The organism is Kitasatospora sp. NPDC057542 (assembly GCF_042801945.1).
Classification (GTDB): Bacteria; Actinomycetota; Actinomycetes; order Streptomycetales; family Streptomycetaceae; genus Kitasatospora.
The window spans coordinates 1-22,457 of the sequence record NZ_JBHVFE010000107.1 but is presented as its reverse complement, the minus strand read 5'-3'; the positions used below and the strand labels follow the sequence as shown (position 1 = coordinate 22,457).

The 22,457-nt window shown below is 72.3% G+C and carries 23 protein-coding genes and 1 pseudogene; 14 read left to right on the top strand and 10 right to left on the bottom strand.

Features of this window, described 5'->3' with window-relative positions; translation table 11 throughout:
• Window positions 1–259: 259 nt before the first annotated feature.
• The 5 genes from pstC (at window position 260) to ACFU7Y_RS16280 (ending at window position 6,269) form a co-directional block, all read left to right on the top strand.
• Entirely contained in the window at window positions 260–1,291 is a 1,032-nt protein-coding gene (gene pstC, locus ACFU7Y_RS16300; protein ID WP_380768370.1) for a phosphate ABC transporter permease subunit PstC, read from the top strand.
• Window positions 1,292–1,361: 70 nt separating this feature from the next.
• Window positions 1,362–2,585, top strand: coding sequence for a phosphate ABC transporter permease PstA (pstA, locus tag ACFU7Y_RS16295; RefSeq protein ID WP_380768368.1), 1,224 nt, complete (start codon window positions 1,362–1,364; stop codon window positions 2,583–2,585).
• 38 nt (window positions 2,586–2,623) lie between these two features.
• A complete protein-coding gene (locus tag ACFU7Y_RS16290) occupies window positions 2,624–4,420 on the top strand; it encodes a substrate-binding domain-containing protein (protein WP_380768366.1) in 1,797 nt (598 codons plus the stop codon).
• Window positions 4,417–5,328, top strand: coding sequence for a class E sortase (locus tag ACFU7Y_RS16285; RefSeq protein WP_380768365.1), 912 nt, complete (start codon window positions 4,417–4,419; stop codon window positions 5,326–5,328). Before ACFU7Y_RS16290 ends, ACFU7Y_RS16285 begins: the two co-directional genes overlap by 4 nt.
• Window positions 5,329–5,351: 23 nt before the next feature.
• On the top strand, window positions 5,352–6,269 hold the full coding sequence (locus ACFU7Y_RS16280) for a phosphate ABC transporter ATP-binding protein (RefSeq protein ID WP_224282653.1): 918 nt from the start codon (window positions 5,352–5,354) through the stop codon (window positions 6,267–6,269).
• Between the two features lie 22 nt (window positions 6,270–6,291).
• On the opposite strand, the gene ACFU7Y_RS16275 is transcribed toward ACFU7Y_RS16280, so the two are convergent.
• Window positions 6,292–7,134 carry an HAD family hydrolase gene (locus tag ACFU7Y_RS16275; protein ID WP_224282654.1) on the bottom strand — a complete coding sequence of 281 codons (843 nt, stop codon included), beginning with the start codon at window positions 7,132–7,134 and terminating at the stop codon, window positions 6,292–6,294.
• A gap of 161 nt (window positions 7,135–7,295) precedes the next feature.
• Here ACFU7Y_RS16275 and ACFU7Y_RS16270 point away from each other — a divergent pair, with 161 nt between their 5' ends.
• On the top strand, window positions 7,296–7,484 hold the full coding sequence (locus tag ACFU7Y_RS16270) for a hypothetical protein (protein WP_224282655.1): 189 nt from the start codon (window positions 7,296–7,298) through the stop codon (window positions 7,482–7,484).
• Between the two features lie 51 nt (window positions 7,485–7,535).
• Here the strand turns inward: ACFU7Y_RS16270 and ACFU7Y_RS16265 are convergent, their stop codons facing one another.
• Both ACFU7Y_RS16265 and ACFU7Y_RS16260 read right to left on the bottom strand, forming a co-directional pair.
• Window positions 7,536–8,783: a hypothetical protein gene (locus ACFU7Y_RS16265; RefSeq protein ID WP_380768363.1), complete on the bottom strand. Its 1,248-nt coding sequence runs from the start codon at window positions 8,781–8,783 to the stop codon at window positions 7,536–7,538.
• Between the two features lie 32 nt (window positions 8,784–8,815).
• Complete coding sequence (locus ACFU7Y_RS16260) at window positions 8,816–9,130, bottom strand: hypothetical protein (protein ID WP_380768361.1); 315 nt, start codon at window positions 9,128–9,130, stop codon at window positions 8,816–8,818.
• Window positions 9,131–9,190: 60 nt separating this feature from the next.
• Between ACFU7Y_RS16260 and ACFU7Y_RS16255 the strand changes: the two are divergent.
• Window positions 9,191–9,454 (top strand): annotated as a pseudogene (locus ACFU7Y_RS16255) (LLM class flavin-dependent oxidoreductase); the annotation flags it as partial.
• Window positions 9,455–9,826: 372 nt separating this feature from the next.
• Here ACFU7Y_RS16255 and ACFU7Y_RS16250 read toward each other — a convergent pair.
• The 3 genes from ACFU7Y_RS16250 to ACFU7Y_RS16240 form a co-directional block, all read right to left on the bottom strand.
• The gene (locus tag ACFU7Y_RS16250; protein ID WP_380768360.1) at window positions 9,827–10,510 is read right to left on the bottom strand and encodes a hypothetical protein; all 684 of its coding nucleotides are present in this window, start codon (window positions 10,508–10,510) and stop codon (window positions 9,827–9,829) included.
• 94 nt (window positions 10,511–10,604) lie between these two features.
• Window positions 10,605–11,429: a hypothetical protein gene (locus ACFU7Y_RS16245; protein ID WP_380768359.1), complete on the bottom strand. Its 825-nt coding sequence runs from the start codon at window positions 11,427–11,429 to the stop codon at window positions 10,605–10,607.
• The gene (locus tag ACFU7Y_RS16240; protein ID WP_224282660.1) at window positions 11,426–11,971 is read right to left on the bottom strand and encodes an RNA polymerase sigma factor; all 546 of its coding nucleotides are present in this window, start codon (window positions 11,969–11,971) and stop codon (window positions 11,426–11,428) included. Before ACFU7Y_RS16240 ends, ACFU7Y_RS16245 begins: the two co-directional genes overlap by 4 nt.
• An 87-nt stretch (window positions 11,972–12,058) precedes the next feature.
• On the opposite strand from ACFU7Y_RS16240, the gene ACFU7Y_RS16235 reads away from it, so the two are divergent.
• The 3 genes from ACFU7Y_RS16235 to ACFU7Y_RS16225 all read left to right on the top strand — a co-directional run bounded on the left by ACFU7Y_RS16235 (window position 12,059) and on the right by ACFU7Y_RS16225 (window position 14,687).
• Window positions 12,059–12,970 (top strand): serine/threonine-protein kinase, encoded by a 912-nt coding sequence (locus ACFU7Y_RS16235; protein WP_224282661.1) that lies wholly within the window; start codon window positions 12,059–12,061, stop codon window positions 12,968–12,970.
• Window positions 12,971–13,098: 128 nt separating this feature from the next.
• Window positions 13,099–13,986: an LLM class flavin-dependent oxidoreductase gene (locus ACFU7Y_RS16230; RefSeq protein ID WP_380768358.1), complete on the top strand. Its 888-nt coding sequence runs from the start codon at window positions 13,099–13,101 to the stop codon at window positions 13,984–13,986.
• 92 nt (window positions 13,987–14,078) lie between these two features.
• Window positions 14,079–14,687 (top strand): hypothetical protein, encoded by a 609-nt coding sequence (locus ACFU7Y_RS16225; RefSeq protein WP_380768356.1) that lies wholly within the window; start codon window positions 14,079–14,081, stop codon window positions 14,685–14,687.
• Window positions 14,688–14,715: 28 nt separating this feature from the next.
• Here the strand turns inward: ACFU7Y_RS16225 and ACFU7Y_RS16220 are convergent, their stop codons facing one another.
• Genes ACFU7Y_RS16220 through ACFU7Y_RS16205 form a run of 4 tightly spaced genes read right to left on the bottom strand, consistent with a single transcriptional unit; the run spans window position 14,716 to window position 18,590 of the window.
• Complete coding sequence (locus ACFU7Y_RS16220) at window positions 14,716–15,243, bottom strand: hypothetical protein (RefSeq protein WP_224280786.1); 528 nt, start codon at window positions 15,241–15,243, stop codon at window positions 14,716–14,718.
• Window positions 15,240–15,854 carry a hypothetical protein gene (locus ACFU7Y_RS16215; protein ID WP_224280787.1) on the bottom strand — a complete coding sequence of 205 codons (615 nt, stop codon included), beginning with the start codon at window positions 15,852–15,854 and terminating at the stop codon, window positions 15,240–15,242. The genes ACFU7Y_RS16220 and ACFU7Y_RS16215 overlap by 4 nt, the downstream gene beginning before the upstream one ends.
• A complete protein-coding gene (locus ACFU7Y_RS16210; RefSeq protein ID WP_380768355.1) occupies window positions 15,851–18,133 on the bottom strand; it encodes a hypothetical protein in 2,283 nt (760 codons plus the stop codon). The genes ACFU7Y_RS16215 and ACFU7Y_RS16210 overlap by 4 nt, the downstream gene beginning before the upstream one ends.
• Window positions 18,134–18,146: 13 nt before the next feature.
• Window positions 18,147–18,590 carry a hypothetical protein gene (locus ACFU7Y_RS16205; protein WP_224280789.1) on the bottom strand — a complete coding sequence of 148 codons (444 nt, stop codon included), beginning with the start codon at window positions 18,588–18,590 and terminating at the stop codon, window positions 18,147–18,149.
• Between the two features lie 214 nt (window positions 18,591–18,804).
• On the opposite strand from ACFU7Y_RS16205, the gene ACFU7Y_RS16200 reads away from it, so the two are divergent.
• The 4 genes from ACFU7Y_RS16200 (at window position 18,805) to ACFU7Y_RS16185 (ending at window position 22,385) form a co-directional block, all read left to right on the top strand.
• Window positions 18,805–19,797: an ABC transporter ATP-binding protein gene (locus tag ACFU7Y_RS16200; RefSeq protein ID WP_224280790.1), complete on the top strand. Its 993-nt coding sequence runs from the start codon at window positions 18,805–18,807 to the stop codon at window positions 19,795–19,797.
• Window positions 19,781–20,680, top strand: coding sequence for an ABC transporter permease (locus ACFU7Y_RS16195; RefSeq protein WP_224280791.1), 900 nt, complete (start codon window positions 19,781–19,783; stop codon window positions 20,678–20,680). Before ACFU7Y_RS16200 ends, ACFU7Y_RS16195 begins: the two co-directional genes overlap by 17 nt.
• Window positions 20,681–20,689: 9 nt before the next feature.
• Window positions 20,690–21,607 (top strand): ABC transporter ATP-binding protein, encoded by a 918-nt coding sequence (locus ACFU7Y_RS16190; protein WP_224280792.1) that lies wholly within the window; start codon window positions 20,690–20,692, stop codon window positions 21,605–21,607.
• Between the two features lie 61 nt (window positions 21,608–21,668).
• The gene (locus ACFU7Y_RS16185; protein WP_224280793.1) at window positions 21,669–22,385 is read left to right on the top strand and encodes an ABC transporter permease; all 717 of its coding nucleotides are present in this window, start codon (window positions 21,669–21,671) and stop codon (window positions 22,383–22,385) included.
• Window positions 22,386–22,457 lie beyond the last annotated feature (72 nt).

Below are 22,457 nucleotides of genomic sequence, written 5' to 3'. Positions count from 1 at the left end.
GCCCGGCTGCTGCTCCCGGTGGCGCTGATCGGCGGCCTGGTGCTGCTGGTCGGCGGTCCGGCGGCGCTGGCCCTCGGCGGCACGCCGGCCGGTGAGCGGGCGCTGAACGGGCTGCGCAAGGGCTGGTCGCGGGTGCGCCGCCGCCCGTGACGCGCACGCCGTCGTACGACCCGGCGGGGCCGCCGTTCCGGCCCCGCCGGGCCACCCTCAGGGCCTGGGCTCCGCCCGGGCCTCCGTACCCGAGCACGGAGATGCAGCCATGACAGCCGCCGCCGAGCCCGCGGCAACGCCCGCCGGGGCGTCGGGCCGACCCGACCGCGCGCCCGACACCGACGTCCCCCGCGTCATCACCGCCCCCGCCACCCCGGCCGACCGGGTGTTCCGCGGCGTGCTGCGGGTGGCCGGGCTCTCGGTGTTCGCGATCATGGGCCTGATCGCCTTCTTCCTGATCCTGCGCGGCACGGACGCCTTCCGGGCGGTCGGCTGGTCCTTCCTGACCGAGCAGAAGTGGCAGACCGCCGCACACAACTTCGGCATCGCCGCCGTCCTGCCCAACGGCCTGCTGATCGCCGTCATCGCGCTGGTCATCGCCGTCCCGGTGGCGCTGTCCACCGCGATCTTCATCTCCGAGTACGCGCCCCCGCGGCTGCGCGGCGCGCTGATCTCGCTGATCGACCTGATGGCGGCGATCCCCAGCATCGTCTACGGCCTGTGGGGCCTGTTCTTCCTCCAGCCGCGGATCGTCGGCTTCGTCCGCTGGCTGGCCAACCACCTGGGGGAGTACATCCCCTTCCTCAAGGTCCGCACCGGCGACATCGGGACCTCCTACACCTCCTCGACCTTCATCGCCGGCGTGGTGGTCTCCCTGATGATCATCCCGATCATCACCTCGCTCAGCCGGGAGGTCTTCTCCCAGGCCCCGCAGGGGGAGCGGGAGGGCGCGTACGCGCTGGGCTCGACCCGCTGGGGGATGGTGCGCACGGTCGTCCTGCCGTTCGGCAAGGGCGGCGTCATCGGCGCGGTGATGCTGGGCTTCGGCCGGGCGATGGGCGAGACCATCGCCGTGGCGCTGATCATCTCGCCGAGCTTCAAGACCATCACGCACGTCCTGGAGAACGGCGCCAACTCGATCTCGGCGCTGATCGCGCTGCGGTTCGGCGAGTCGGACAAGCTCTCGCTCTCCGCGCTGATGGCGGCCGGCCTGGTGCTGTTCGCGCTCACCCTGGTGGTCAACGTGGCGGCCGGCTTCGTGATCAACCGGTCCCGTTCCGGCGCCTCGACGGCGGACTGAGCATGACGGACCGTCCGACCGACCGCCGTCAGACCCACCGCCGTCCGAACCACCGTGAAGGGACCACCCGATGACCACGCTCGACCTGCCGCCGGTCGCGGCGTCCGGGCCCGCCGCCGGTCCGGAACCGGCCGCGACAGCCGAACTCCGCCCCGAGAAGAAGGTCCGACTCGGCGGCGTCACCTCCGAGGACGTCTTCACCGTGGCCGGCGCCCTGGCCGGCTCGCTCGGGCTGAACTGGCTGCTGTACGAGCGCGTGCTGCCGTTCAGCGGCGCGTCCGGCTTCCTGCTCTGCTGGTACGCGCTGTTCCTGGCGGGCTACTTCGCGCTGGGCCGGCTCCAGTGGGGCCCCCTGATGGTGCGCGAGCGCCTGGTGTCCGTGGTGGCGTGGAGCGCCGGCATCCTGGTCGTCGCGCTGATCGCCGACCAGATCGGCTTCGTGACGAGCAAGGGCATGGATGCCGCGCGTCATCTGAACTTCTTCACCGAGTCGATGGAGCGTACCGGCCCGCTCTCCCCGATCGACTCCGGCGGTGCGCTCGGCGCGATCGTCGGCTCGCTCGAACAGCTGGGCCTGGCAACGCTGTTCGCCGTCCCGCTGGGCATCGCCGCGGCGGTCTTCATGTCCGAGGTCGGCGGCCGGATGGCCCGGCCGGTGCGGACGCTGGTGGAGGCGATGACGGCGCTGCCGTCCATCGTGGCCGGGCTCTTCGTGTTCGGCATCGTGATCATCACCTTCGGCTTCGAGAAGAGCGGCTTCGCGGCCTCGCTCGCGCTCACCGTGATGATGATGCCGATCGTCACCCGGGCCGCCGAGGTGGTCATCCGGCTGGTGCCCGGCACCCTGCGCGAGGCCTCGTACGCACTCGGCGGCAGCCAGTGGCGCACGGTGTGGAACGTGGTGCTGCCCACCGCCCGGCCCGGCCTGATGACGGCCGTGGTGCTCGGCATGGCACGCGGCGTCGGCGAGACCTCGCCGGTGCTGCTCACCGCCGGCTTCACCTCGCAGTTCAACGGCAACCCGTTCGCCGAGCACCAGGTGTCACTGCCGCTGTACATCTGGAACTACGTCAAGCAGCCCTACGACGGAATGATCGCGCGCGGCTTCGCCGCCGGCCTGACGCTGATGGTCGTGGTGCTGATCCTCTTCGTCACCGCCCGCGTGCTCGGCGGCCGGCAGCCCGGCCGGCTGACGCGGGCCCAGAAGCGCCGCCTCGACCGCGACGCCCGCCGTCCTGAGACCGCCGCGGCGGCCGCCTCCCGTCCGTCCGCCATCCAGCCGAAGAAGCAGTGATGTTCCGTACAACCACCCTCGGAACCAGAGGAGTTCACATGTCCCGGGAGGCCGCAAGGCGCTCCGTGGCCCGACTGGCGGCAGGGCTGCTGTCCCTGCTGCTCGCCGCGGCCTCCCTGCTGCTGGGGCAGACCGTCCCGGCGTACGCGGCCTCGGTCGCGCTGAACGCGGACGGCTCCAGCTGGGCCGGTCCGGCCATCGACCAGTGGCGCCAGGACGTCGGCCCGCAGGGCATCCAGATCAACTTCAACCCGATCGGCTCGGCGGCCGGCCGCAACGCCTGGAGCCTCGGGCAGGACGACTTCACCGCCTCGGACGTGCCGTTCCGCACGCAGGACGACACCGGCCTCAGCGGCGAGCGCCGCAGCGGCGGTCAGGGCACCCGGGAGAACCCGGTCTACGGCTTCTCGTACGTGCCGATCACGGCCGGCGGGACGACCTTCATGTACAACCTGGTGATCGGCGGCAAGCAGGTCCGGGACCTGCGGCTCGCCCCGCAGACGATCGTGGACATCTTCACCGGCAAGATCACCAACTGGAACGACCCGAAGATCGCCGCCGACTACGGCAAGGCCCTGCCGAACCTGCCGATCACCCCGGTGGTCCGCTCGGACGGCTCCGGTGCCACCGCGCAGTTCACCCGGTGGATGCAGCACACCCACCAGGGCCAGTGGGAGGCCTACTGCAAGGGGGTCAACGGCACCACCTGCGGCGACTACACCGAGTTCTTCCCGGCCTCCGGCCGGATGACCGCGCAGAGCAGCTCCGACACCGTCGCCGGCTACATCAAGGACCCGAACAACCAGGGCACCATCGGCTACGACGAGTACGCCTTCGCCAAGCGCAGCAACTGGCCGGTCGTGAAGGTGCTCAACTCGGCGGGCTACTACTCCCTGCCGACCGCCTCGAACGTCGCGGTGGCGCTCACCGCGGCGAAGATCCGCGGCGTCGACGACAACACCCCGGCGACCGACCCGAACTACCTCCAGCAGAACCTCGACGGCGTCTACACCATGGACGACCCGCGCTCCTACCCGATCTCCAGCTACAGCTACGTGATCGTGCCGCGGGCCGGGGCCGCCCAGCCGGTGCCGCCGCGGTTCAACAACGACAAGGGTTCCGCGCTCAGCCGCTTCCTGTCCTACGTGCTCTGCGAGGGCCAGGGCGAGGCGGACGGCCTCGGCTACTCGCCGATCCCGCGCGGCCTGGTCAAGGGCGGTCTGCTCCAGACCAAGAGCATCCCGGGCAACGCCAGCCCGGTGAACCCGGACACCCTCTCCAACTGCGCCAACCCGACCTTCAACTCGGCCGGTGAGCTCACCGTCCTCAAGAACGCGCCGATGCCGAGCCCGTGCGACAAGAAGGACGCGCCGGTGCCCTGCACCGTGCAGGGCGGCCAGGCGGTGAAGAGCGGTGCGGGCGGCGACGGCGGCTCCGGCGGTTCCGGTGGCGCCGGGGGCAACGGCGGAGGCAAGGCCGGCAACGGGGCGGGGGCGGGCGGTGCGGGCGGTGCCGGTGCGGCCGCCGGTGACCCGAACGCGCCCGGTGCCGGCGACCCGAACGCCGCCGGCGGTGCGGCCGGCGGTGACCCGAACGCGCCCGGTGCCGGCGACGGCACCGGGGACGTGATCGACCCGCAGACCGGCCAGGTGGTCGCCCGCGGCCGCGGCGGCGCCACCGAGGTGGCGGCCAACGTGGTCGAGGTCAGCGGCAAGCCCGAGGACTGGATGCTGTCCTCCCTCACCGCGCTGGAACTGCTCGCCGTGGTGCTCGTCCCGCCGCTGCTCGGCCGCCGTCTGCTGCGCCGCCGCAACCGCCCGGGCGGCACCTCGTGACCGCCCCGGTGCTGGAGAAGCCGGTCGCGCGGAGCGCGCCGGCGCAGCCGGCCGCCCCCGCCGCGCCCACCGCCCCGGCCCGGCCCGCGGTCTCCCCCGGGCGGCGGCGGTTCCTCCAGGGCGCCTGGGCGGTCAGCCTGGCGGCCGCGCTGGTGCTCGGCTTCGTCGGGTACCTGTTCACGCTCTCGCACGTCCAGCAGAAGCACTACCAGTCCACCGCGTACAAGACCTTCCGCGACCAGCTGGCCCGGGCGGTCGCCCCGACCGGCGCGGCCGCCGACGGCGACCCGGTGGCGCTGCTGGACATCCCGGCGATCGGCCTGCACCAGGCCGTGGTGGTCGAGGGCACCACCGGCCGGGACCTGATGCGCGGCCCCGGCCACCGCCGGGACACCGCGCTGCCCGGCCAGCGCGGGGTCGCCGTGGTCTTCGGCCGCGGCGCCACCTTCGGCGCGCCGTTCGCCGAGCTGTCCAAGCTGCGGGTCGGCGACAAGATCGAAGCCACCACCGGCCAGGGCAGGTTCACCTACACCGTCAACGTGTACGGAGACGGCGACCACCCGATCGCCGACCCGGCCCGCAACCGGCTGGTGCTGGTCACCGGCGACTCCGACTGGATCCCCGGCTCCACCGTGCTGATCGGCGCCCGGCTGGAGGGCGACCCGGAGCAGAACCCCGGCGGCCGGCCCGCGACCGTCCGGTACGACAAGGCGCTGGCCGCGGACAAGGGCGCGCTGGCCACGCTCCAGCTGTGGTCGCTCGGCCTGCTCGGGGCGGTGGCCGGCGCCCTGGTGCTGGCCCGGTACTGGCGGCGCTCGGCCGCGTACCTGAGCCTCGCGCCGGTCGTCGGCGCGCTGCTCTGGGCGGTCTACGAGAATGCCGCCGCCCTGCTGCCCAACCTCTACTGACGCGCGCCCGGAGGACCGTTCCGATGACCGACGCACCACTGACCGACACCCCACTGGTCGACCCCTCGCCGGCCGACCCGGTCGCCGACACCATCACCCTGCCCCCGGTCGCCCCCGCCCCGTACACCGACCAGCAGTACCCGGAGGGCCGGCCCGGCGGCGAGCCGCTCGCCGGGCTGGAGACCCGGGAGGTCTCCGCCTGGTTCGGCAGCCGCAAGGTGCTGGAACGGGTCTCGCTGGCGATGCCGGCCGGCGAGGTCACCGCGCTGATCGGCCCGTCCGGCTGCGGCAAGTCCACCTACCTGCGCATCCTCAACCGGATGCACGAGATGGTGCGCGGCGCCGCCCTCTCCGGCGAGGTGCTGCTGGAGGGGGACGACGTCTACCGGCCCGGCCGCCGGCCCGCCGAGGTGCGGCGCCGGATCGGCATGGTGTTCCAGCGGCCCAACCCGTTCCCGGCGATGTCCATCCAGGACAACGTCTCCAGCGGGCTCAAGCTGGCCGGGATCAAGGCGTCCAAGGAGGAGCGCCGGCACCTGGTGGAGACCAGCCTGCGCCGGGCCGGGCTCTGGGACGAGGTGTCCACCCGGCTGCACACCCCGGGCGGGGCGCTCTCCGGCGGACAGCAGCAACGCCTGTGCATCGCACGGTCGTTGGCCGTCTCGCCGGACATCCTGCTGATGGACGAGCCGTGTTCCGCGCTCGACCCGACCTCCACCCGGCGGGTCGAGGAGACCATCGCCGAGCTGCGCGGGCGGCTCACCATCGTGATCGTCACCCACAACATGCAGCAGGCCCAACGCGTCTCGCAGACCTGCGCGTTCTTCCTGGCCACCCACGACACCCCGGGGCGGATCGTCGAGGCCGGGCCGACCGAGCAGGTCTTCGGCAGCCCGCGCGACCAGCGGACCTCGGACTACGTCAACGGCCGCTTCGGCTAGGCCGGTCCGGCGGGCCGGCCCGCTACAGGCCGAGGAGCCGCTCCAGCACCGCCGCGACGCCGTCCTGCTCGTTGCTCACGGTGTGCAGCGGCACCGCCGCCAGCACCTGCGGGTGCGCGTTGGCGACGGCGTACGCGGTGCCGGCCCAGGCCAGCATCTCCAGGTCGTTCGGCATGTCGCCGAAGGCCACCACCTCGCTCCGGTCGATCCCGCGCCCGGCGCACCAGCGGGCCAGCGTGCTGGCCTTGGTGACGCCGGGCGCGCTGATCTCCAGCAGCGGGATCGACGCGGAGCGGGTGATCTCGGCCAGGTGCCCGGCCGCCTCCCGGGCCTCGGCGAGGAACTTGTCCGGGTCGAGGTCCGGGTGCTTGGCCAGCAGCTTGAACAGGCCCCGGACCGGCCCGCCGGCCCCCAGCAGCTCCTCCGCCGGGCCGACCTCGTGCTCGATCTCGTCGCCCCACATCGGCACCGCGTACCCGGCCTCGCGGGCCCAGCCGCCCGGGTGCTCGAAGGCGAACGCGGTGCCGGGCAGCTTGGCCCGCAGCGCGTCCACCACCGCCAGGGTGGTCTCCACCGGCAGCGGGAAGGTCTCCAGCAGCTCGCCGCGCCGCACGTCCACCACCGCGCCGCCGTTGGAACAGATCGCCACCCCGTGACCGCCGATGTGCGGGCTCACCTGCTGCATCCAGCGCGGCGGGCGCCCGGTCACGAACACCACCTGCACCCCGGCCGCCTCGGCCGCCGCCAGGGCGGCGGCGGTGCGGTCGGTGACGGTGCCGCCTGAGCAGAGCAGGGTGCCGTCCAGGTCGGTGGCGATGAGGCGGGGCGCGGTACGGGGTTCGGTCACCGGACCATCTTCGCCCATCGGCGCGGCCGGGGCACCGCCGCGGGGACGTGGCCACGGGCCGTCCGTGCCGTGATCAAGCCCTTCATGCGCCGTTTCCGGCCGATCCCCCCGCACCCGGGGTGTCCGGTCGGCTACGGCGGGCATGACTGCCCACGGCAACCCCGTCGGCAGGAAGAGCCATGCCCACACGCCAGCTCCGCGACCAGCCGCCCCCGACCGCCCGCCCCGACACCCGTGACCCGCAGGCGCCCGACGCCTCGCGCGACCCGGTCCTGCTCGGCGACGTCCTCTTCCACACCCTCGCCGAGCTCGCCCGCCGCACCTCCGCCCCGTCCCTCCCCGCCCAACGCACCCGCCCGCACCCCTAGCCCCGCCTGCACCGCGGCCGGGCCGGCTCGCTCCGGTTCCTTGCGCGCCGGCTACGGGTGACCGGGCCTGCGAGGCACGCGCCGCGCCCTGGTGAACTTCTGCCGTCGGCTGCCGGCGGCGACGAGTTCGCTGAGGCGCTCGCCGATCACGGAGAAGCCAGGGCGGGGCTCGTTCTCGTAGTACCAGGGCTTGCGTCGGCGCAGCAGGGCATCTCCGTGCTCGCTCCAGGTGAAGTCGGGCTTGCGCAGCAGCTTCCGGAACACCGCGTCGACCGTCTCCGGGTGGGCGGCGGCCAGGAGGCGGATCGGCAGCGGCGCGATCGACTCCTCGCGCAGGTACACGCGCAGCAGGTCCTGGTGCCGCCTGCGGCCCGCGAGGGCCGGGTCGGTGAAGAGGTCCCGCAGCATCCCGTAGTCCGCGTAGAAGTTGAGCCCGTCGACTTCGTCGTAGATGACGCCGATGGTGTCCGAGTCCGCGAGGGCTTGCGGCAGTTCGAAGGCCGGCAGATCGATTCCCGGCAGCCGCCCGCCCCGGGCCCGGTCGGGCCGCTCGGCGACTGCGGCCTCCTGCCGGTGCCGGTAGTAGGAGTTGAGCCTCTCCTCGACCTCGGCAGGGGGAAGGACCAGTTCGTCGCTGCCGCAGAACCGGATGAACGCGGCCCGGTCCGCCCGCATCGACTCCCATCCCTGCTCGATCTTCTCCGGGTTGCGGAAGACCAGTTCGGGGTGATTGGTGGCCAGGTGGAGCGCGGCCCGGGCGATCTCGGTGGCGTTGGACTTCGGGTAGTGCGACATCATTCCGGAGATCAGCCACGCCCCGTCGGCCGAGTGGACGGGCACCAGGCAGGTGTGCAGGAATCCCCCCTTGGACACTCCGCGGAAGGCCGCCCGCCCGACGTTCGAGTACGTGCGGTACTCCAGGTCGTCGATCAGGTTCAGCAGGACGACGGCGTCCCCGTCCTTGCGCCGGACCTCGAAGATGCCCTCGACCGGGTCACGCCAGCCGAGCAGCATCGCCCGGTCGGCCTCGGTCAGGTCCCGCCGCCCTGCGACGAACCGGTCCACCACGGTCGAACCGTCCGGCAGAGGGAACCGCAGGATGAAGTGATCGATGATCCGGATCGCCTCATCCTCATCCAGCCGTCGCTCGGGGCCGGCTGCCTCCAGCAGGAGTGGGGTCAGCCACCGGTCGAAGCGCGCGCTCTGGGCGAACTCGACCAGTTCGCCTTTCAGTTCGGCGCAGCGCTCGATCAGGCCTCGCAATGACGCCTCCTCCTCGCTCGGCACCACGACAGTCATGCGAGCCCTCCCGTTCTCGAAGGTTCCGACGCTCACTGCGCCCAGTAGTGGCGATATGCCTCGACCCACTGCGCTCCGTCCGGAGCCGGTTCCGGCAGGGGAAGGTCCAGCAGCCCGATCGTCTGTCGGAACTTGCCGCGGGTGCACAGGGCGACGATCCTTCCGTCCCGTGAGAGGTCGACGCCGCGCACGGTCACCTCGACGCCCAGCACCGAGGTGCTGAACGGCACCGCCAGGTTCTCCTCGACGGCGGTGAACAGAGCCGACACCTCCTCGTGCTCGTCGTAGGTGTCGACCGTCGCCTCCTCGACCAGCGCGGTCAGTTCTCGCCTGCTCAGTGTGCCCATGGCGCCACGCTAGCCGACCTCCCCTTCACCGTTGCGCGAGCGGTCCGAAGGTGCGCCGAGATGCGCGCGTATCGTCGTTGCACGCGCTTGAGTGCCGTTATCCTCCCCATCCACCGGTGGAGCGGGGGACAGAAGATCTGGCGGCGGGCCGAGGAGCTCGGGTTCCACGCCGCGTACACCTATGACCACCTGAGCCGGCGGTCGTTCCAGGACGAGCCGTGGTTCGGCTCGCTTCCGACGCTGACGGCCGCCGCCACCGCCACCGAGCGGCTGCGGCTGGGCACGCTGGTGTCCTCGGTCAAGCCTCGTTCACCCGTCACGGTCTGACCTGCGAGAACACACTGCGGACGGTCCCTGGCGGCCCACTCGGGAAGAGCCCCCGGCAGGCTGGCGGCGTCGCGTCCGCGCTCCGCGCAGGCGGCGGCCGGCTTCTCCAGCTGCCCCGCGACCACGGCCGGGGCCTGCTCGACCGGCACGTCCGCCGGGCCGCGCGGGTCGCCGTAGGTGACCCAGCCCTGCCCGTACCCGGCCGCCGGCTTCAGCCCGTGCGGGCCGGTGGCGGCGACGTAGGAGGAGACCCGCGGGGCCTGCACGCAGCCGGGGATGTTCCTGGCCTCGACCGCGCCGTCGTACGTGCCGTGCCGGGTGGTTCGGGGTCGGCTCCGCCCGGCGGCGCGGGCGGAGCGGGGCCGCCGTTCAGGAGGAGAGGCGCTTCAGTGCTGCGGTGGCGATGCCTTCGACGTAGGTCGGGGCGTCGGTGGGCCGGCCGGTGAGCTCGACGATGGCGACCCTGGTGCCGCTGCGCAGGACCGCGCCCCCGCCGCTGACGGTGCCGTCGCCGTTGTAGGCCGGGTACCAGTGGGCGGTGCCGCCGTTGACGGTCAGGGTGTGGGCCGCGCCGTAGTACCAGTGTCCGGCGGGCTCGTCCTGGCAGTCCTGAACGAGCGCGACGAGCTGCTGCTCCCAGGCGGCGGCCTCGGTCCCGGTGGGGGCGCTCGCGGCCGACTCGATCAGCAGGCCGTCGGTGTCGAAGGTCCAGGTCACGGACGCGTACGCGGTGGCCTTGTCCTTGGTCAGGTCGCGCATCGTCTCCTCGCCGGAGCACGCGGACAGCCCCTGGCGTCCGGTCAGCGCAACGGTCGCGCCGACCGGGTTCAGGCCCTGCTGGAAGTCCTCGCTCTGGACGAGCTTGGCGGAGCCGAGTCCGGGCGCGGCGGCCGCGACCGCAGCCGGGCGGGCAGCGTTCTGCGCGGCCCCTTCGGCGGTGGCCGACTGGGTGCCGACGACGCTGGCCGTGATCAGTGCGGCGGCGAAGCAGGCCGCGGCGGCGATCCGGTTGCGGCGAACGGACTTCTGCTGGACGGTCTGGTTCTCGGTCATCTGGTCCCCCTGCTGGTCGGGACGCCTGCTGCGTCCTCGTACAACCGGGGAGATGCCGCCGGGGGAGGGAAAGTCGGAGCCCTGACCGGCTGTTTCACAGCTGTGACAGAGCGGTCCTGACGACGCGGTCCATCGCGGCCGTGCCCAGGCAGGCGTGGACCTCCAGCACTCCGTAGTGGTTGCCGCTGCGCAGCACGGCGATGCCGCCGCAGGGCTCCTTGCCCTCGGGCGCACTGCCGATGGTGTTGAGCGATCCCTGGTAGGTGCCCATCCAGCGCGCGGTGACGTCCGGGGCGAGCTGCAGCGTCGTGGTCCTTCCGTAGACCCAGTGCCCTGGCGCTTGCTCCTGGCAGGGCACCTCCTCCAGCAGCAGGCGTTCGCTGTAGTTCTCCGCCAGGGAAGGGCTCCGGGCGTCGGCGGCGACCTCGCGGGCGACCTGGCCGCCGCTGTCGCCGGCCACTGTGGGGTCGTCCGGGCTGGTGCGGGGGCTGGTCATCAGCCCGCGGAAGTGGGCACCGCGCCCGCCCAGGGTCTGGGTGAGGGTCTTCTCGCCGGTGCAGGCCGCGTTGGCGTAAGCCCCGTCGCCGTACCGGTCGGTGACGTGGATCTGCCCGATGCCGAACTCCGGGCTGAACGCCGCGGGTTCCAGGAGGTTCGCGGTCGTCACCGGTCCGGTCGCACCGGTCGGCGCGCCGGAGCCGGAGGGCGCGGGCGTCAGGACGGACCCGCCGGGCGTCGCGGGAGCGGACGCGCCCGGGGACGCCCCGCCGACCGCGGCACCCGACCCCGCTGCCGCGTGCGCGGTGGTGCCGGGGGGCGGTGGCAGGACGAACCGGCCGGTCGCCAGCCCGAGCGCGGCGGCGGCCACCAGGGCGGCGACGGCGGACCGGCGCCGGACGACGGCGTGGCCGCCTTTCACAGACCGGTGACCAGACGCTCGCGCATGAAGCGACGGGCCCGGTCGATACGGTCCTTGACCGTGCTCAACGGGGCGTCCAGCTCCTCGGCCACCTGGACGTAGGTCAGGTCGCCCAGGTCGCGCAGCACGAAGGCCTCCACCAGGGTGGGGTGCTGCTGCTCCAGCGCGGCCAGCGCCTCCATCACGTCGAGCCGGGTCCCGGCGATGACGCTGGTGGTGCGCGGGTCGACGGGCTCGGGGAGGTCGGCGTGGCTGTCCTCGGCGCGCCGGCGCATCGAGCGGTAGGTGGAGCGGGCGGCGTTCGAGGCGATCACCGTCACCCAGCCCTGGAAGGAGCCGTGGCCGCCGTACGTGCCCAGGTGCGTGCTGATGGACAGGAGCGCGTCCTGCGCTGCCTCCTCCGCGTCGGCGTGGTGGGGCAGGAAGCGCGAGCAGCGGCGCAGCACCACCGGCCGCAGCTTGGCCAGCAGGTACTCCATCGACCCCGGGTCCCCTGCCTGAGCAGCCGTCACGAGCCGTTCCAGCTCGCCGTCCTCGAACACCCGGATCCCCCCGTTTCGTCCCGCCTGGCCTGCCACCCGTCGAACGGGAGTTCCGCACTCCCCACGACTCCGGCAGAATGCTGCCACATGCGCAAGCTCGGCCGTTATCTCCTCACGGAGCGGCTCGGCGCCGGCTCCTTCGCGACGGTCTGGAAGGCCTACGATCCGGAGCTCGACACCGAGGTCGCGGTGAAGGTGCTGGCCGAGAACTGGGCCGCCAACGCCGATGTGCGCGAGCGGTTCCTGGCGGAGGCGAGGCTGCTGCGCCGGATCGCCAGCCCGCGGGTGGTCCGGGTGCACGACGTCGGGGTGCAGGAGGACCGGCCCTACTTCGTCATGGACTACGTACGCGGCGGCACCCTGGCGGACCGGGTCGGGCAGTGCGACCCGCAGGAGGCACTGCGGCTGGCCGCGGAGGCGGGCTACGCGGTCCAGGTCCTGCACGAGGAGGGCGTGGTGCACCGCGACGTCAAGCCGTCCAACCTGCTGCTCGCCACCGGCCCTGAGCCCGCCGCGGTGCTGGTGGCGGATCTGGGCAGCGCGAAGCAACTGGCCGACGCATCCGGGCTGACGGTGACCACGGGCACGCCCGCGTACATGGCACCGGAACAGGCCTTCCAGACCGGCGGGTTCGACGGGAGGGCCGACGTGTACGCGCTGGCCGTCGTGGCCTACGAGCTGCTGACCGGGCAGAAGCCGTTCGGCCCGGGCGGACGCGCCACAGCCCTGATGACCGACCAGCCGGCCGCCTCGACGCTGCCGGCGCTCCCAGCCGGAACGGAACTCCCACCGAACGTCGTCCTGCTGCTACGGGCCGCGATGTCCGTCGAGCCGGCGGACCGACCGCCGACCGCCCAGGCCTTCGCGGACGCGCTGCTGGCTCCGGTCCCGCAGTCCCAGCCCCCGGAAGGCCCGGGGTGGCTGACAACGCGCGCGGTCTGTCTGGCGTCGGGCACGGTGTTCACGGCGACGACCCTGCTGAGCTGGCTGCAGCGTTGAATCCGACAGGGGGCCGGTCCGCACCGGCGGTCGTGTCCTGGAGAGGAATCCGGCTGCGAACGCGTGAAGGAGCCGGTCGTTAAGTCAGAGGGCGCCTGGCCGCTGACGGCTCCCGTAGGGTCGGGGGCATGCGTCTGAGCACCGTGATCCTCCCCATCCACCGGTGGAGCGAGGGACAGAAGATCTGGCGGCGGGCCGAGGAGCTCGGGTTCCACGCCGCGTACACCTATGACCACCTGAGCTGGCGGTCGTTCCAGGACGAGCCGTGGTTCGGCTCGCTTCCGACGCTGACGGCCGCCGCCACCGCCACCGAGCGGCTGCGGCTGGGCACGCTGGTGTCCTCGCCGAACTTCCGGCACCCGGTGACGCTGGCGAAGGAGCTGATCACGCTGGACGACGTGTCCGGCGGGCGGTTCACGCTGGGGATCGGGGCCGGTGGGACGGGGTTCGACGCGACGGCGCTGGGGCAGGAGGCGTGGTCGCCGAGGGCGCGGGCGGACCGGTTCGGGGAGTTCGTGCCGCTGCTGGACGAGCTGCTGCGCAACGACGCCACGACCCGCGAGGGAACGTACTACTCGGCGGTCCAGGCGCGGAACATCCCCGGCTGCGTGCAGAACCCGCGGGTGCCGTTCTACGTGGCGGCGGCCGGCCCGCGCGGGCTGAAGCTGGCCGCCGAGTACGGACAGGGCTGGGTGACGTACGGCGACCCGAAGGGCCCGGCGGACGTGCCGCCGGCGGAGGCGCCCGGCGTGATCGCACGGCAGATCGAGAAGCTGACGGCGGCCTGCGAGGCCGTCGGGCGGGACGCCGCGACGCTGGAGAAGGTGCTGCTCCAGGGCTCGACCGCGGAGAAGCCGCTGCAGTCGGTGGACGCCTTCGTCGACTGGGCGGGCACCTACCGGGAGCTGGGCGTCACCGAGCTGGTGATCCACTGGCCCGTCCCGGACTCGGTCTTCGAGAACGACCTCGCGGTCTTCGAGAGGATCGCCACCGAGGGCCTCGCCCAGCTGGGCTGAGCCCCGCCGTCGGCGAGGGTGTCGGGCCGGGGCGCTAGTCTGTCCGCCGCACCACGAAACTGATCATGCGTCACCACGGGGGTTCCTTCGTCATGCCTTCTTCCAGTTCCAGGAGACTGCTCGCCACCGCCCTGGTCGCCGCCGCGGCGTTCGGCCTGGCCGCCTGCGGCCCGGACAACTCCTCGGACCAGGGCGCGGGAAACGCGCCGACCGGCGCGGCCTCCGCCGCGCCCACCGGCGCCCCGGCGGGCACCGGGAGCCCGGCGCCGAGCGGCAAGCCCGCGGGGACCGGCAAGCCCGCCGCGACGGGCAAGCCGTCCGCGGCCGGCGAGCCGGAGGGCTTCTGCACCCACGAGCCGCTGCCCGCCGGGCAGAAGTGGGTGTACCCGGCGAAGGGCACCAGTGCGACGACCCTGGTCTACAAGGAGACCAAGGACGCCTGCGGCGTGAACGACGTCGTCTTCGAGCCGGTCGGCGCGGACAAGAGCGCCCCGTTCGCGCCCACCGCCAAGGGCCACCTGAGCTCGGTGCTGGCCCCGCCGAAGGACGTCAACCTGGCCGACCTGGTGAAGCACGTCAACGAGTGCCTCGCCACGCCGCTCAGCGACAAGGGCTCGTACCCCTGCTCGGCCGGCGACTACAAGGTGGCGATCGACGCCTCCGGCAAGGTCACCGAGCTGTGGGAGCGCGCCCACAGCTGATCCCGCGCCGCTCCCGGCGCCGGTCGGCTCACATCGCTTCGAGCTGCTCGGCGCCGCCCGCGCAGCCGAGCTGCTGCTCGGCGGCCCGCTTGGCGAAGCCGCTCGCCAGCTCGCCCATCCGCTCCCGGCCGGGTCCGTCGGGGAAGGGTTTTCTGCCCTTCGCGGTGATCCGGAGGACCGCCCGGTAGACCTCGGTCCGGCCGTTCACCGAGCAACCGAAGGCGGCTGCTCCGAGGCTGTCGCCGCCGGACCTCACATCTCCGAACTCCGCGTCGGCGGCCAGGGACCGTCCGTCCTCTCCAGAGATCCGGCAGTGCAGGGAAGGCTTGGCCTCGGCCGTCGCCGGCACGTACTCCGTGGTCGCGAAGACCCGGGGGGCGCGGCCCAACAGCTCGGCGATCCCCGGGTCGTCGAGCAGGCCCCGGCACTCTCCGTGTGACAGGGCCACGGCCGGCGGCCGGTACTCGGTGTGGTCGAGGTACAGGTGCCAGCCGAGCAGGCCGCCGCCGAGCAGCAGCGCCGTTCCGCCGGCCAGCAGTGCCTGGGATCGCTTCATGAGCACAGGTCCTTCCTCGCCTCCACCAGTGCGGCCCGGGTGAGCTGTTCGAGTTCGGCCCGGACGCCGTCGCCGGAGTCGTCGGGGGTGCGGGCGGCCTCTCCGGTGGCGACCTCCAACTGGATGTAGTCGTTCGAGCGGTACCTCCCGCCCAGACAGCTCGCGGCCACGGCAGTGCCGCCCGGCCACGACGAGCCGAGGCCGGCGATGTCGAAGCTGCGCGCGTCCGGGCGCTTGGCGGCCTCGGAGGTCAGGGCGAGCTCACCCTTGTGCCCGACGGACGTGAAGGTGATCGCGGTGCGCCCGTCGACCCGGATGACGCAGGTCTGCGGGTCGCGGCCGATGTAGGACTTCGTCTGCTCCTCCACGTCCTGCTCGCCGTTGGGCAGCAGCCGCCCGAGCGGGGTGTCGGGGCCGGTGGGCATCCTGCAGAGGTGGGCGGCGCGGCCGGGCGGGTCGGTGGGACGGTGTCCCTGCCAGTCCCGGTAGCCGACGAACCCGGCGGCCGCCACCGCCAGGACCAGCAAGCGGGGAAGCCACCAGCGGCTGTCGAGGCGCCACGCCCACCGGTTCGCCAGGAAGCGGATCCACCGAGCCGCGAGATCCTTCACGCGCTGCCCTTCGCGTTGGCGGAGTGGTTGTTCGTGACGCCGCCGTTGTAGCCGTCCATCACGCTCTTCCCGGCGCTCTCGGCGAGGCGCTCGATGTCCTCAAGGCTCATCCCGGAGCCGCTGCCGGCGTCCTTGACGGCCTGCTTGACGCCTCCCACCGCCTGGTTCTGGGCATCGGCATCGTCGTTGCGTGCGGTCTGCTGGCCGGCTGCCGTGGTGTCCTGCTTGTTGGCCTCGATCACGCTCTCGGCGATCGAGTCGACGATCTTCCCCGCGATCTCGCCGCCGACCGGTACCTTCTCGGTCACCGTGCCGATGACGCTGTTGAAGGCGTCCTTGGCGTAGCCGACGTTCTTCTCCAGCGCCTCGTTGAACTCCTTGTCGGACTTGGCGTGCTGGTAGTGCACCTCGTCGACCCGAGCCTCGTTGAGGATGCCGCTGGCGATCCCGCCGGCGTGGGCGATGTTGTCGATGTCGACGTTGAGCCGGGCGAAGTCGGTCTGCCCGCCGTCCATGTGGCCGCGGATGAGGGCGGTGGTGTACGCCTGGTTGGCGTTGACCACGGCGCCGTAGGACTCCGGATCCCGTCCGAGCGCGTCCAGCAGGCCGGCCACGCTGGACTTGCCGAGATTGGCCGGGGAGCCGTTGACGGGCAGCGCATGGGTATGGGAGAGGGCGTTCTGGATGTCCCCGATGTACTCGGCGCTCATGTGCCCGAGGCTGCCCCGCATGGCGGCGAGCTTGCCGTCGCCCTTGATGTCGTCCAGCCCCCCGTCGTCGCCGTGCCGGCCGAAGGTGTCCACGACCCGCTTCATCAGGTCGGCCTGCTCGGTGGTGTGCCTGTCCGGCGGAACGGGGCCCGGCTCGTCGTACGGGTGGCCGGTGGTGGCCGCCTCCAGGGCGCGGCCGAAGGCGGCCGGTCCGGCCTGCTTGCTCGCGTCCCACACCTTGGAGTCCCGCGAGGTGGTGTCCGGGATCCAGTCCTTGTCGTGGGCGTAGTAGTCGAAGTAGTCCGAGGGCTTGGGCTTGCCGCCCTTGTTGACCGTGCCGTCCTCGTTGTACGCGGTCGGCTGTTCGGTGAAGAACTTGTTGGCCGCCTCCGGGCTGTGCGCGAGCGCCTCCAGGACGGCGGTGGTGGGGCGGAAGCCGGAGCCCGCCTCGTCGCCCCCGGTCAGGTTGAAACCGTGGATCTTGGAGCCGGGCGGCGGGGCCGGCCAGTACCTGTCCTGGGTGTCGAGCTGGGTGACGTGCTCGGCGATCGGGTTGATGAAGTGGGCGTCGTAGTTCCCGTTCATCAGGATGCCGGAGAGCACCTGGTAGCCGTACGGCACGTAGTCCAGGCCGGAGGCCCGGTAGGGCTTGTCCCAGACCGGCTGGGAGCCGGCCTTGCGCAGCGCTGCGGCCCACTCGTCCGACAGGTGCGGCTCGGTGGTGGTGCGGGTGGCGGTGGCCAGGCTGAGCCCGAGGTTCTTCTGGAGTTCCTCGTAGGCCTTCCAGCGCGGGGACTTGTCGTCGCGGGGGTGCGCCGGGTCGCCGACCATGCTGTTCCAGGACTTGATCAGGCCGTCCGGGCCGAGGTCCTGGTAGAACTTGGTGGAGAACTTCGGGTCGTTGCCGTGCGCGGCCAACAGTGAGTTCAGCTCGGTGAGTTCGGGATCGGATATGTCACCGCCCCTGGCCGCGAGCTGGGCGGCGCGCTTGCCGTCCGCCTCCGGGCCGCCGCCGATGGCCTTGCCGTTGAAGGACTTCTGCCCGTCGGTCATGCTGTCGGAGCGCAGCGCCCAGGCGATCCGCTCGTCGGCGGCGGTGGCCTCCGCGACCGCCGCGTCGATCGCCTTGCGGGCGGCCCCCGCCTTGTCGCCCCACTCCTTCTGGTAATCCCGGTAGGCCTCGTAGTCGTGCCGGGTCTCGTTGTCGGCCGGGGGCCAGCTCACGGTGCCGTTGTCGGTGACGGTCAGTCCGGCCGTCCGGGCGTCCGCGACCGCCTTGTCGAGCTTGGTCTTCGCCGCCTTGAACTCGGTCGACGCCTCCGTGAAGGTCGAGGCGAAGGCGTTGGCCTCGGTGACGGCGGCGGTCAGCTGCTCGTTGGTGCGCTGGAGGCCGGGGCGGGCCTGGTCGGCCGAAGGGCCGGTCCAGCAGGCGGAGTTGACCTTGGCTATGACCGTGGTGTCCCAGTCGCCGTCCATCGCCTGGAGCTTCTGGGCGACGGTGGTCCAGGCGGTGGCGGCGGTGTCCAGGACGCCGAAGTCGGCGGTGCTGAGTTCGTGGAAGTCGACCATTGCAGCTGTCCTCTCAGGCGCCGAGGTCGTGCTGGACGGCCGACTCGTTCTGGCGGTAGTTGGTGGCGGTGGCGCGCAGCGCCTGGGTGGTCTGCCCGATGGTGGCGCCGAGGGCGGCGACGCACTGGTCCCAGGTGCCGACGGCGCCCGCCGCGGCCTTGCCGGTGCTCCAGTTGGCGAGCGAGGTGGAGACCTTGGTGGTGGCCTCGTCGGCGCCCCGGCCGTCGGTGTTGAGGCGCGCGTGGATCTGGTCGGAGCTGTTCCCCGCGGTGGTGAGCGCGTTGGGGTCGGCGCTGAAGCCGCCCCCGCCCCCGCCGCCTCCGCCGCCCGACGCCGAGGCCGAGTTGATCTGTGTGCGGGCCGCCTCCTGGGCGCGGGCCTGAGCGGTCAGGTTCCCGTCCGCGTCGTAGGCCCAAGGGTTCATCATGCGGTCGAACGCGGTCGCCCGATCAGACATGTCGATCGATCCCCTCCCGTGCCGGCACGCTGTTCCGGCACCCCCGTCGGCAAAGAATTCGGCAAGTACGCAAAGAGTTCGACAAAGGGTACAGGCGGGTTCCGCTTTTGCCGAACCCCTAGGGGGGAGGGGGCCCGGCGTCATACCGCAGCAGCAGACGGGCTCGTCATTCGAGCCCATGGCCCTTGCCGCACAAGACCGTTACGTTGGTGCCGTGTCCACAGCTGTCATCAAGACGGACGGCCTCACCAAGAGGTTTCCCCGCGTCACCGCCCTCGACCAGCTCACCGTCGAGGTGCGGCCGGGTGTGGTCGGTCTGGTCGGGGCCAACGGCGCGGGCAAGTCCACCCTGATCAAGATCCTGCTCGGGCTCGCCCCGGCGACCTCCGGCCGGGGCGAGGTCCTCGGCCTGGACGTCGCCACCCGGGGCTCCGAGATCCGCGCGCAGGTCGGCTACATGCCCGAGCACGACTGCCTGCCACCGGACGTCTCCGCGACCGAGTTCGTGGTGCACATGGCCCGGATGGCGGGCCTGCCCGCCACCGCCGCCCGTGAGCGCACCGCGGACACCCTGCGGCACGTCGGCCTCTACGAGGAGCGGTACCGCCCGATGGGCGGCTACTCGACCGGCATGAAGCAGCGGGTCAAGCTCGCCCAGGCACTGGTGCACGACCCGAAGCTGGTGCTGCTGGACGAGCCGACCAACGGCCTCGACCCGGCCGGCCGGGACGAGATGCTGGGCCTGATCCGCCGGGTGCACACCGACTTCGGCATCTCGGTGCTGGTCACCACCCACCTGCTCGGCGAGCTGGAGCGGACCTGCGACCACCTGGTCGTGATCGACGGCGGCAAGCTGCTGCGCTCCTCCTCCACCGCCTCCTTCACCGAGGCGACGGCCGTCCTCGCGGTCGAGGTCAGCGACCACCCGGAGGACCACGGCCTGGAGCCGGGCCCGGCGGTCCGCGAGCGGCTCGCCGCGGCCGGCCTGTCCGTCCAGCCGGAGGGCTCGCACCAGCTGCTGGTCCGGCTGGCCGACGACTCGACGTACGACACCATCCGCGACGCCGTCGCCGAACTCGGTCTCGGCCTGGTCCGGTTGGAGCAGCGCCGCCACCGGGTCGCCGAGCTCTTCACCGACGCCCACGAGCGGGACGCCCAGGCCCCGCAGGACAGCAGGGGAGGGACGAACGATGTCGCTGCCTCCTGAGACCAGGTCCGCCGACACCGGCGTCATCCACGACATCGGCTACCGCGGCTACACCGGTCCCCGGCTCGGCCGTTCCTACGCCACCCGCGCGCTCTTCACCCAGAGCCTGCGCGCCGCGTACGGCCTCGGGCGCTCCGGCAAGTCCAAGGTGCTGCCGATGCTGGTGCTGGGCGTGATCACCGTGCCGGCGCTGATCATGGTGGCGCTCTCGGTCGTGATGAAGCGCGACGAGCTGCCGGTCGAGTACGCGGGCTACCTCTCCATGCTCAGCCTGGTGGTCTCGGTCTTCCTCGCCTCCCAGGCGCCGGTGCTGCTCTCCCGGGACCTGCGCTACCAGACCGTCCCGCTCTACTTCTCCCGCCCGATCACCCGCACCGACTACGTCAGGGCCAAGTTCGGCGCCATGGTCTGCGCCCAACTGCTGCTGATGGTGGCCCCGTTGCTGGTGCTGTACGTCGGCGCGCTGCTCGGCGGGATGGACTTCGCGCACAACACCGGGCACTTCCTGTACGGCCTGGTCGCGGCCGTGCTGTACGCCCTGGTGCCGACCTCGGTGGCCGTGGTGATCGCGGCCGCCACCCCGCGCCGGGGCTTCGGGGTGGCCGCCATCATGGGCTACCTGGCGGTCAGCGCCGCGCTGGGAGCGGCCGCGGTCGGGATCAGCAACCCCAGCACGACCGGCTCCGACGCCGCGCAGTGGATGTCGCTGATCTCGCCCACCGACCTGGTGGAGTCCCTGGTCAACGAGGTGTTCGGCCTCGGCGGGGGGCTCGACCGCCGGCACGCGCCGGGCGGCCTCGGAACGGCGGTGTTCGCGCTCGTCGCGGTGACCATGGTGGCCGGCTCGTACCGGCTGCTGCTGCGCCGCTATCGGAACGTGTGAGAGGGCGACATGGCCACCATCAGCATCGACAAGGTCTCCCGCTGGTTCGGGAACGTGGTCGCGGTCAACGACATCACCATGGCCATCGGCCCGGGCATCACCGGCCTGCTCGGTCCCAACGGGGCGGGCAAGTCCACCCTCATCCACATGATGAGCGGCTTCCTGGCCCCTTCCAGCGGCTCCGTCACCCTGGACGGCGCGCCGATCTGGCGCAACCAGCAGGTGTACAAGCAGATCGGCCTGGTGCCCGAGCGGGAGTCGATGTACGACTACCTGACCGGCTGGGAGTTCGTCCTCGCCAACGCCGAACTGCACGGCCTGCCCCAGCCGGGCGCCGCCGCCCGCCGCGCGCTGGACCTGGTGGAGATGGCCTACGCCAAGGACCGCCGCACCGGCACCTACTCCAAGGGCATGAAGCAGCGGGTCAAGATGGCCTCCGCGCTGGTCCACGACCCGTCCGTGCTGCTGCTCGACGAGCCCTTCAACGGCATGGACCCGCGCCAGCGGCTCCAGCTGATGGACCTGCTGCGCCGCTTCGGCGAGGACGGCCGGACCGTGCTGTTCTCCTCCCACATCCTGGAGGAGGTCGAGCAGCTGGCCCGGCACATCGAGGTGGTGGTCGCCGGACGGCACGCCGCCTCGGGCGACTTCCGCAAGATCCGCCGGCTGATGACCGACCGCCCGCACCGCTACCTGGTCCGTTCCAGCGACGACCGCCGGCTCGCCGCCGCGCTGATCGCCGACGGCTCCACCACCGGCATCGAGGTGGACGACCGGGAACGGGCGCTGCGGATCGAAGCGGTGAACTTCCAGGGCTTCACCACCCTGCTGCCCAGGGTCGCCCGGGAGGCCGGCATCCGGCTGTACACCGTCTCCCCGGCGGACGAATCGCTGGAGAGTGTCTTCTCGTACCTGGTCTCCGCGTGAGTACCGCCGCCAGGACCGTTGTTGCCCAGGCCGTTGTTGCCCAGGAAGGGGCCGACCGACCATGAACCCCACCGTCGCCAGGCTGACCCTGCGCGGGCTGCTGGGCCGCCGCCGCGGCCTGCTGCTGCTGGTGGTCCCCGCCCTGCTGCTGGTCATCTCGGCCATCGCGAGCGTGTCCAGCGCCGACCGGCACGACATGGCCGGCAACATCCTCGGCGCCCTCGGCCTCGGCACCCTGATCCCGATCCTCGGGCTGGTGGTCGGCACCGGGGTGATCGCCAACGAGATCGACGACGGCTCGATCGTCTACCTGCTCGCCAAGCCGCTGCCCCGGTGGCGGATCATCACCACCAAGCTGGCCGTCGCGATCGGCGTCACCTGGCTGTTCTCGGTCGTCCCGACGCTGCTGGCCGGGCTGCTGCTGGTCGGCACCCAGGACGGCGTGGCGCTCGGCTACACCGTGGCGGTGCTGGTCGCCGGGGCCGCGTACAGCGCGCTGTTCCTGTTGCTCGGCGTGGTCACCCGGCACGCGGTGGTCGCCGGGCTGGCGTACGCCCTGATCTGGGAGTCGACGGTCGGCAACTTCGTCGAGGGCGCCCGGACGCTGAGTGTCCAGCAGTGGGGCCGCTCGGTGGCCGAGGCGGTCGCCGGACAGAACGCGATCAGCTCGGACGTCTCGCTCGGGGCCGCCGTGCCGCTGCTGCTGGTGGTCACGGTCGCGGCGACGGTGTTCGCCTCGGTGAAGCTGGCCGGGATGACCCTCGCCGGCGAGGAGTGAGCCCGGTACGGCACGGAGCCCCGTAGGGCACCGGACCCGGTGCGGCAGCGAGCCCCGGACGCCCGTGAAGCA

Excerpts from the sequence above, each read along its gene's own strand:
- ACFU7Y_RS16225 (WP_380768356.1), top strand. The coding sequence starts at position 14,079 with ATGCCTTCTTCCAGTTCCAGGAGACTGCTCGCCACCGCCCTGGTCGCC.
- ACFU7Y_RS16230 (WP_380768358.1), top strand. The coding sequence starts at position 13,099 with ATGCGTCTGAGCACCGTGATCCTCCCCATCCACCGGTGGAGCGAGGGA.
- ACFU7Y_RS16220 (WP_224280786.1), bottom strand. The coding sequence starts at position 15,243 with ATGAAGCGATCCCAGGCACTGCTGGCCGGCGGAACGGCGCTGCTGCTC.
- ACFU7Y_RS16185 (WP_224280793.1), top strand. The coding sequence starts at position 21,669 with ATGAACCCCACCGTCGCCAGGCTGACCCTGCGCGGGCTGCTGGGCCGC.
- ACFU7Y_RS16290 (WP_380768366.1), top strand. The coding sequence starts at position 2,624 with ATGTCCCGGGAGGCCGCAAGGCGCTCCGTGGCCCGACTGGCGGCAGGG.
- ACFU7Y_RS16280 (WP_224282653.1), top strand. The coding sequence starts at position 5,352 with ATGACCGACGCACCACTGACCGACACCCCACTGGTCGACCCCTCGCCG.
- ACFU7Y_RS16190 (WP_224280792.1), top strand. The coding sequence starts at position 20,690 with ATGGCCACCATCAGCATCGACAAGGTCTCCCGCTGGTTCGGGAACGTG.
- ACFU7Y_RS16235 (WP_224282661.1), top strand. The coding sequence starts at position 12,059 with ATGCGCAAGCTCGGCCGTTATCTCCTCACGGAGCGGCTCGGCGCCGGC.
- ACFU7Y_RS16195 (WP_224280791.1), top strand. The coding sequence starts at position 19,781 with ATGTCGCTGCCTCCTGAGACCAGGTCCGCCGACACCGGCGTCATCCAC.
- ACFU7Y_RS16250 (WP_380768360.1), bottom strand. The coding sequence starts at position 10,510 with ATGACCGAGAACCAGACCGTCCAGCAGAAGTCCGTTCGCCGCAACCGG.
- ACFU7Y_RS16260 (WP_380768361.1), bottom strand. The coding sequence starts at position 9,130 with ATGGGCACACTGAGCAGGCGAGAACTGACCGCGCTGGTCGAGGAGGCG.
- ACFU7Y_RS16210 (WP_380768355.1), bottom strand. The coding sequence starts at position 18,133 with ATGGTCGACTTCCACGAACTCAGCACCGCCGACTTCGGCGTCCTGGAC.
- ACFU7Y_RS16270 (WP_224282655.1), top strand. The coding sequence starts at position 7,296 with ATGCCCACACGCCAGCTCCGCGACCAGCCGCCCCCGACCGCCCGCCCC.
- ACFU7Y_RS16265 (WP_380768363.1), bottom strand. The coding sequence starts at position 8,783 with ATGACTGTCGTGGTGCCGAGCGAGGAGGAGGCGTCATTGCGAGGCCTG.
- ACFU7Y_RS16205 (WP_224280789.1), bottom strand. The coding sequence starts at position 18,590 with ATGTCTGATCGGGCGACCGCGTTCGACCGCATGATGAACCCTTGGGCC.
- ACFU7Y_RS16275 (WP_224282654.1), bottom strand. The coding sequence starts at position 7,134 with ATGGGCGAAGATGGTCCGGTGACCGAACCCCGTACCGCGCCCCGCCTC.
- pstA (WP_380768368.1), top strand. The coding sequence starts at position 1,362 with ATGACCACGCTCGACCTGCCGCCGGTCGCGGCGTCCGGGCCCGCCGCC.
- pstC (WP_380768370.1), top strand. The coding sequence starts at position 260 with ATGACAGCCGCCGCCGAGCCCGCGGCAACGCCCGCCGGGGCGTCGGGC.